The 7,192-nt window shown below is 65.4% G+C and carries 6 protein-coding genes (1 of these 6 only partly in view); all 6 read right to left on the bottom strand.

The window, feature by feature from the left end:
* Positions 1–114 precede the first annotated feature (114 nt).
* Positions 115–1,500, bottom strand: a complete 1,386-nt coding sequence (locus tag G572_RS0117110) for an alpha,alpha-trehalose-phosphate synthase (UDP-forming) (protein WP_029059526.1) — start codon at positions 1,498–1,500, stop codon at positions 115–117.
* Between the two features lie 54 nt (positions 1,501–1,554).
* Positions 1,555–3,351, bottom strand: coding sequence for a glycoside hydrolase family 15 protein (locus G572_RS0117115; RefSeq protein WP_029059527.1), 1,797 nt, complete (start codon positions 3,349–3,351; stop codon positions 1,555–1,557).
* Positions 3,352–4,104 (bottom strand): trehalose-phosphatase, encoded by a 753-nt coding sequence (otsB, locus tag G572_RS24435; protein WP_208979129.1) that lies wholly within the window; start codon positions 4,102–4,104, stop codon positions 3,352–3,354.
* 118 nt (positions 4,105–4,222) lie between these two features.
* Positions 4,223–5,371 carry a thiolase family protein gene (locus tag G572_RS0117125; RefSeq protein WP_029059528.1) on the bottom strand — a complete coding sequence of 383 codons (1,149 nt, stop codon included), beginning with the start codon at positions 5,369–5,371 and terminating at the stop codon, positions 4,223–4,225.
* Entirely contained in the window at positions 5,368–6,813 is a 1,446-nt protein-coding gene (locus G572_RS24440) for an AMP-binding protein (protein WP_051242583.1), read from the bottom strand. Before G572_RS24440 ends, G572_RS0117125 begins: the two co-directional genes overlap by 4 nt.
* Before the next feature lie 13 nt (positions 6,814–6,826).
* Positions 6,827–7,192 carry the 3' portion of a biotin transporter BioY gene (locus G572_RS0117135; protein WP_029059529.1) on the bottom strand. The gene runs 192 nt beyond the window's last position, so only the last 366 of its 558 coding nucleotides appear in the window; its start codon lies beyond the right edge, outside the window; the stop codon is at positions 6,827–6,829.

A 7,192-nucleotide genomic window follows, 5' to 3' on the forward strand; every position in this document is an offset into this window, starting at 1 on the left:
CGGATCGCAGCTCACGCTGCGTCCGGGAGGACGCCTCTTCCGGGGCCTTGCCATCATCCCCACGGCGCGGCCATAGCTGCGCCCTTTGTCGTTTGAACTCGATTGCGAACGCGTTCAGCCGTTTGAACGCCCAAAGGCCTTCAGCGTGTCGAGGAAGGATTTCGCCCAGGCGGCCGCATCGTTTTGCTGGATGCGGTCGAAGATCGCCTGCCAACGGTCACGACGTTCATCGAGCGGCATGTTGAGCGCGGTCTGCAATGCGCCGGCCACGCCTTCCGCGGAATAGGGATTGACGATCACCGCCTCCGGCATGCCTTCCGCCGCCCCGGCGAAGCGCGACAGCACCACCACGCCCGGATCTTCCGCCCGTTGGGCGGCCACATATTCCTTGGCGACAAGGTTCATGCCGTCGCGCAAGGGGGTGATCAGAGCGATGCGGCTGGCGCGATAGATGCCGGCAAGCGCGCGCCGGGTAAAGCCGCGCGTCATGTAGCGGATCGGTGTCCAGTCGAGGTCGGCGAACCGGCCGTTGATGTTTCCGGTCAGTTCCTCCAGCTCGCTGCGGATGTCGGCATAGGCGTCAAGCTCGGAGCGCGACGGCGGCGCCACCTGCATGAGACTGACCCGGCCGCGGTTTTCCGGATAGTCCTCCAGCAAACGTTCGAATGCGCGGAAGCGTTGCGGCAGACCTTTCGAATAGTCGATCCGGTCGACACCGATCATCTGGTGCCGCCCGGCAAGCAACTTCTCGATCCGGTGCGTTTGGCGCCGCGCCTCGACGGTGGTCGCCTGGCGCGCAAAGCCGGCCGCATCGATCCCGATGGGAAAGGCGCGCGCCGCAACCCGGCGCCCATCGGCCACCACGGTGTCCTCACCGCCCTCGCTGACCCCCAGTTCCTCGACGACGAAGCGGCGGAAGTTGGCGGCATCGCGCGTCGACTGGAAGCCGATCACGTCATAGGCGAGCATCCGCCGGGCGAGGGTTGCAGCGTTCGGCAGCGCCGCCAGCACCTCCGGTGCAGGAAAGGGAATATGAAGAAAGAAGCCGATGGGATTGCGCACGTCCATCGCCCGGAGCTCCGCGCCGAACGACAGATAGTGATAGTCGTGAACCCAGATGGTGTCATCGGGTTCGATCAGCGGGCGCAGCCGCGCGGCGAACCGCTCGTTGACCCTGCGGTATCCGTCCTCCAGACGCCGGTCGAACACGGCAAGATCGAGCCGGTAGTGCAGCACGGGCCAAAGCGTCTTGTTGGCAAATCCGACGTAGAACTCGTCATGATCGGCCTGGGTCATGTCCAGCGTCTTGAGCGCGACCTTCTTGCTTCCGCCGGTCTTGAGGTTGCCGAAGGTGCCTTCCTCGGAAATCTCACCGCTCCAGCCGAACCAGATGCCGCCGAGCGTGTTCAGCGTGTCGACCAGCGCCACCGCCAATCCCCCGGCCTGCCCCGTGTCCTTGAGCGGGCCGACACGATTGGAAACGACGACGAGGCGCGACATAAGCGTTCTCCTTGCTTGCCGCCGGCCCCGGAGCGCTTCCGGTCCCTTGCGGTATCAAACCAGACTGTCCCAGCCATCCGACAGGCGCATCGCGCCGTTGATGATCCCGACCATCGAATAGGTCTGCGGGAAATTGCCCCACATCTCGCCGGTTTGCGGCGTGGTGTCCTCCGACAGCAGGCCAAGGTGATTCCGGCAGGCGAGCATCGCCTCGTAGATCTCCCGGGCCTCTTCCTTGCGCCCGATCCGCGCGAGCGCGTCGATGTACCAGAAGGTACAGATGTTGAACGCGTTTTCCGGCGCACCGAAATCATCCGCCGCGTGATAGCGAAACAGATGATGCCCGCGCTTCAGCGTCTCGCCGATGCGTTCCACCGTCGCGATGAATCGCGGATCCTTCGCCGGCAAAAAGCCGACCTCGGCAATCAAAAGCAAACTCGCGTCGAGATCGTTGCCCTCGAAGCTTTCAACGAACGCACCGACCTTTTCGTTCCATCCCCGCGTCAGGATCGTGGCGCGAATCTGCTCCGCGCGCTCGTGCCAGTACCGGGCGCGTTCCGCCCGCCCGAACTGCCCCGCGATCTTGGCCAGCCGGTCGCAGGCCGCCCAGCACATCAGCGACGACGATGTGTGAACCCTTGCGCGCGTGCGAAGTTCCCAAAGTCCGGCGTCCGGCTGATCGTGCATTGCAAAGGCGCGCTCGCCGATGACCTCCAGCCGCTCGAAATCGTCGATGCCCGGCTGATGCAGCAACCGCTTGTCGAAGAAGGCCTGCGAGGCGCCGAGCACGATGTTGCCGTAGACGTCATGCTGGAAATGCTCGTAAGCCTGATTGCCGACCCTGACCGGCCCCATGCCGCGATAACCGGGCAGGTCGACGGTGGTCTCGGTCAGCGTCTTTTCCAGCGCGATACCGTAGAGCGGCTGGACGTGATCGCCGTTGGTCATCGAGGCGATGTTGTTGATGTAGCGCAGGTAGTTTTCCATCGTCTCCATTTCGGAGAGCGAATTCAGCGCCCGAACGACGAAGAAGGCGTCCCGCAGCCAGCAATAGCGATAGTCCCAGTTGCGTTCCGTATTGGCAGCCTCGGGGATCGAGGTGGTGACCGCGGCGACGATCGCGCCGGTCTCCTCGTAGGTACACAATTTCAAGGTGATGGCGGCGCGGATGACCGCCTCCTGATACTCCAGCGGCAGCCCGAGCCGGCGCGTCCACGTGCGCCAGTAATGGGTTGTCTGTTCCTCGAACTCGCGGCACAGCAAATCCGGATGATTGGTCAGGCTTTCATCGGGACCAAGGTAAAACGACAACGGCCCGTCGATCAGGAACGGCGTCTCGTCGCGCACATAGGTGACCGGCGCATTGGTTGTCAGGCGAAGGGTCAGGCCGTTGGCAACGAAGCGCACGTGATTGGACCCGAAGGTGATCTCCGGCTCACGCGCGCCATAGGCAAAGCGCGGCCGGCATTTCACGCGGATCCGGGGATGTCCGGCGATAACCCGGACCCTCCGCACCAGGGCATTTGGACGGAACATCCGGCCCTTGGCGTGAAACCGCGGCGCGAAATCGCTGATCTCGATTGCATTTCCGGCATCGTCGAACAGGCGCGTCACCACCACGGCCGTATTTTCGACATAGGCCTGCTCGCTGCGCACGACCCCCACGAGCTCGACGGCGAAGGCCCCGTCGCCCTCCTCCCCGCGCGTCCCGAGAAGGGAATGAAACACCGGGTCCCCGTCGAACCGCGGCAGGCAGCACCACACCACCCTGGCCATCCGGTCGATCAATCCGGCGAAGGAACAATTGCCGACGATCGCCAGGTCGAGGGATTGCGGAGGCGTTGGAAACATTTACCGATCCTTCCGGGGGTGAGCGTGGGAGGGAACGCCACCGGCCAGCCACCGGTGCACGCGCTCGACATCGGCGATACGAAACCGGGCCAGGCTTTGGGCGTCGCCGACCTTGATACCAAATCCGCCCATCGCCTCCGTGATGCGAATGCCGTCCTCGTCGGTCACGTCGTCGCCCACGAAAACGGGCGTGCGTCCGAAGAACGGCGCCTGTTCCATGAAGGTGGTCACGGCCCAACCCTTGTCGCGATAGGCGGGCTTTGCCTCGACAACCATCTTGCCGCGCACGAGGTGGAGGTCCGGCAGATCGACAATGGCATCCTGCATCACCTCCAGCACCGCCTGTTCACAATCGGGCGCGATCCGATAGTGCACCGCAAGCGCCGCGCCCTTGTCCTCAATCGAGACCCCCCGCCCGATCAGCCCGCTCCCCGACAGCGCGGCCTTCAGGATCGCAAGCTCCGGGCCGACAGGCGCGCCCTCGATCTCGTCCTCGGCATGAAAACGGGTCTGAAGCCCGTGCAGGCCGGCGCAAGGAAGGCGCAACGGATCGAGGAATGTGTCGATCTCGCGGATCGGGCGGCCGCTGACGATGGCGACGGCGCCGCCGAGCTGCGTCATCAAACGCTCGAGGGTGGCAACGAGATCCGTGGCGGTTCGCACCGCATCCGGCGTGCGCGCGATATCCACCAGCGTTCCGTCAAAGTCGAGGAACAGGGCGAGGTCATCGGAAACGGGCGGCGGCATGATCATCGGGCCAAGCCTACGCAAACTCTGCCAGGATGAGAAGCGGGCGCAGATGCATTTTCGCAGGTGCACAAAATTCGGCCGCGCGGCAAGGAAACGCAGGGGCGTCGTTACAGATCCCGGGTTACGCCCGCGCGTGTCGCAGCAAGACGGCCGTGCCCAGCCCGCCGGCGCTTGCGATCGCCGCAAGCCCCTGCGCGCCCTCCGCCTCCCGGCGCAGTTCGTGAAAAAGCCGGACGGCGAGAATGGCGCCGGAGGCACCTATCGGATGACCGCGCGCCAGCGCCCCGCCGCTTCTGTTGACGCCCGGGCGGTCGAGCTCCAGCCCCTCGACGCAGGCAATCGCCTGCACGGCATAGGCCTCCATCACTTCCGCCACGCGGAGTGCGCGCAGGTCGGTTGCCGTTGCACGCGCAAGCTTGCTAGCGGCAGCGACAGGCGCAAGGCCCGGGCGCGTCGGGTCGCCCCCGGCGCAGGCCGCGCCGTCGAACCGGCAAAAAGCTGCGGATGGATTTTTTCGAAGAAACCGCTGCGACACAAGGCATACGACCGCCGCCGCATCGGCGGAGACCGCAGCCGTCGCCGCATGCAGAGCATGCCCGCCGCTTTGCGCGAGAGGTCGCGAGCGGCGACAGGTCGCAATCGACAGCTTGCGCATATAGGCATCGCGCGCAACGCCCGGAAAGGCGACAAGCTCGCCGGAAAAGCGCCCGGCCCGCTCGGCTGCCAGCGCCTTTTCATGGCTTTCCACCGTCCAGGCGGCCTGGCGCGCCTCGTCGATCCCGGCCTCGCACGCAAGGGCGGCCGCGGCCTCCGCCATTTCGGGGTCGCGGTCGGCCCAGGGGGTGAAGGGCGGACGGGCGTAAGGCCCGGGAGAAACCGTTCCTTGCGAATCGACCGCATGGCGCTCTGGCGCGCGCGAGTAGCTTTCCACCCCGCCGGCGAGAACGCAGTCTGCCGCCCCGCTTTCGATCAGTCGCGCTCCCAGAACGATCGCATCCAGCCCCGAGCAGCACTGCCGGTCGATCGTCAAGGCCGGCGTTTCCTGCGAAAGCCCGGCAAGCAGTGTCACCCGCCGCGCCGGATTTCCGCCGCCACAAAGCCCGTTTCCGAAAATGACCTCATCGACGCCGGACGCCGGCACCCCCGCATCGGCAAGCGCCGCCTGAAGCACGGGCGCGGCAAGCTGATCCACATCGAGCGCGGCAAGCGCGCCGCCGCGCGGTGCGACCGGGCTGCGCCTTGCCGAAACCAGCCAGACAGGGCGACTCACGCAACCGCCTCCAGCTCTGCGACGCGCTGCGCAAGCACCACGAGATCGGGCTTGCCGCCTCCGGTCAGCGGCCAGTCCTGCATGACATGAAACCTGCGCGGGACCTTGATCGGATCGAGATGCGCCAGACAATGGCGGCGCAGCAGATCCGGGGCCGGCGCCTCCGCCCCGTCAGTTGCCCGGATCGCGGCCACGATCCTTTGTCCGCGCAAGGGATCGGGACGGCCGAAGACGGCACATGCCGCGACCGCCCCATGGGCGAGAAGCACCGCCTCGATTTCCTCGGCAAACACATTCACCCCGGCGCAGACCAGCATGCGCGACCCGCGACCGAGCAGATGCAATCGGCCGCCCTCGTCGAGAAAGCCCCAGTCGCCGACACTCAACCATTTGCCGTCGCGCCGCGTATCCGGATCGCCGCCATGGACATAGCGGTCGAAGATCATCGCGCTCGCCACGTGGATCAGCCCCGCCTCCCCGGTCGAAAGGCTGCGGCCCGCCACGTCGCGAATGTCGACCTCGACCCCGGGAAACGGCCGCCCGACGGAGGATGCAGGATCCTGCGGGCCGCGCGTGGAAATGAAACTCGTCTCCGAGGTTCCGTAAAACTCGTGAAACCGCGCCGCAGGAAACACGTCCGCCGGCGGGCCGCCGTCGCTGTGCCATTTGGCGCCGCTCAGCAACACGCGTTTTACATCGGGCAGGTGCATTTTCGCGCCCCGCGCCGCGCGCACCAGGAGATCCAGCTGGGTCGGCGTCGCATACAGAACCGTCGACCCGGCAGACACCATAGCTTGCAGGACACTCCGAGGTCGGAACACCGCGCTCAGGTCGAGGCGCGCGCCCATGTGGAGCGCATGCACTGCTCCAAAGAGATGCAGGCTGTGCGACAGGCTGCCCGGAACCGCGATCCGGTCGTCACGGCTCAGAGAAAACGCTGCCTCACAGGCGGCAAAGCTCGTCAACCAGGAGGCATGGGAGCGTTGAAAGGCCTTCGCCTGCCCGGTCGAACCGGAGGTAAGGCCGATGTAAAACGGATCTGGCGGCTCCGGCCGTTTCCCGCTCGGGTCAACCGGCGCCAAAGCGTTCCGGCAGGGACCGGGACTATCTGCGCGCGTGCCAATCTCGGCGAGCGACCAGAAGCGGAACGACAAAGAGGCGGCGAGTTCCTCTGCCGGAAACCGAGCCGTCGCGGGATCTGCGACGACCGCAACACGACCGCTGCGCGCAACCGCAAGCACAAGGCAGATGGCATCGAATGGCTCTCGGGTAGAGATCCCGATCCGTGCTTGCGGCTGTTCATGGCGTGCGAGCGCTTCTTCGACACGACATGTCTCGTCCAGAAGATCTTGCCAGGACACACGTGTCTTGCCGCACACCACCGCTTCATCGTTGGCGCGCAGGCGCGCATGGCGCTCGAGTGTATCGCCCACGAATGCCATCAGACCGCCGACGTCATTGCCGCGACAAGAGCGCGTCCGGACGCCCGCGCGCGATTGCCTTTGCGATCAACGCCACCACGAAGGCCTTGATCAGGTCGCCCGGCAGATAGACGAGCGACACCAGCATCGCCTTTTCGATGGGCACTTCTCCAAAGAAAACGATGCCGGGGATTCCGAAGGCATAAATCACACCGATCCCACCGACCAGCGCACTGGCAAGGCTTGCAGGAAACACGGGGGATGACTGGAGAAATTGCATCACGATACCGCAGGCGAAGGTCGCAAAGGGAAATCCGATGAGAAACCCGGAAGACGGTCCCATGAACGCCTCCACTCCGCCGCGCCCGCCCGGCAACAACGGCATCCCTAGAGCCACCAG

Origin of the sequence: Stappia stellulata DSM 5886 (genome assembly GCF_000423705.1) — a bacterium.
Taxonomy (GTDB): Bacteria; Pseudomonadota; Alphaproteobacteria; order Rhizobiales; family Stappiaceae; genus Stappia; species Stappia stellulata.

Excerpts from the sequence above, each read along its gene's own strand:
- G572_RS0117110 (WP_029059526.1), bottom strand. The coding sequence starts at position 1,500 with ATGTCGCGCCTCGTCGTCGTTTCCAATCGTGTCGGCCCGCTCAAGGAC.
- G572_RS0117115 (WP_029059527.1), bottom strand. The coding sequence starts at position 3,351 with ATGTTTCCAACGCCTCCGCAATCCCTCGACCTGGCGATCGTCGGCAAT.
- otsB (WP_208979129.1), bottom strand. The coding sequence starts at position 4,104 with ATGATCATGCCGCCGCCCGTTTCCGATGACCTCGCCCTGTTCCTCGAC.
- G572_RS24440 (WP_051242583.1), bottom strand. The coding sequence starts at position 6,813 with ATGGCATTCGTGGGCGATACACTCGAGCGCCATGCGCGCCTGCGCGCC.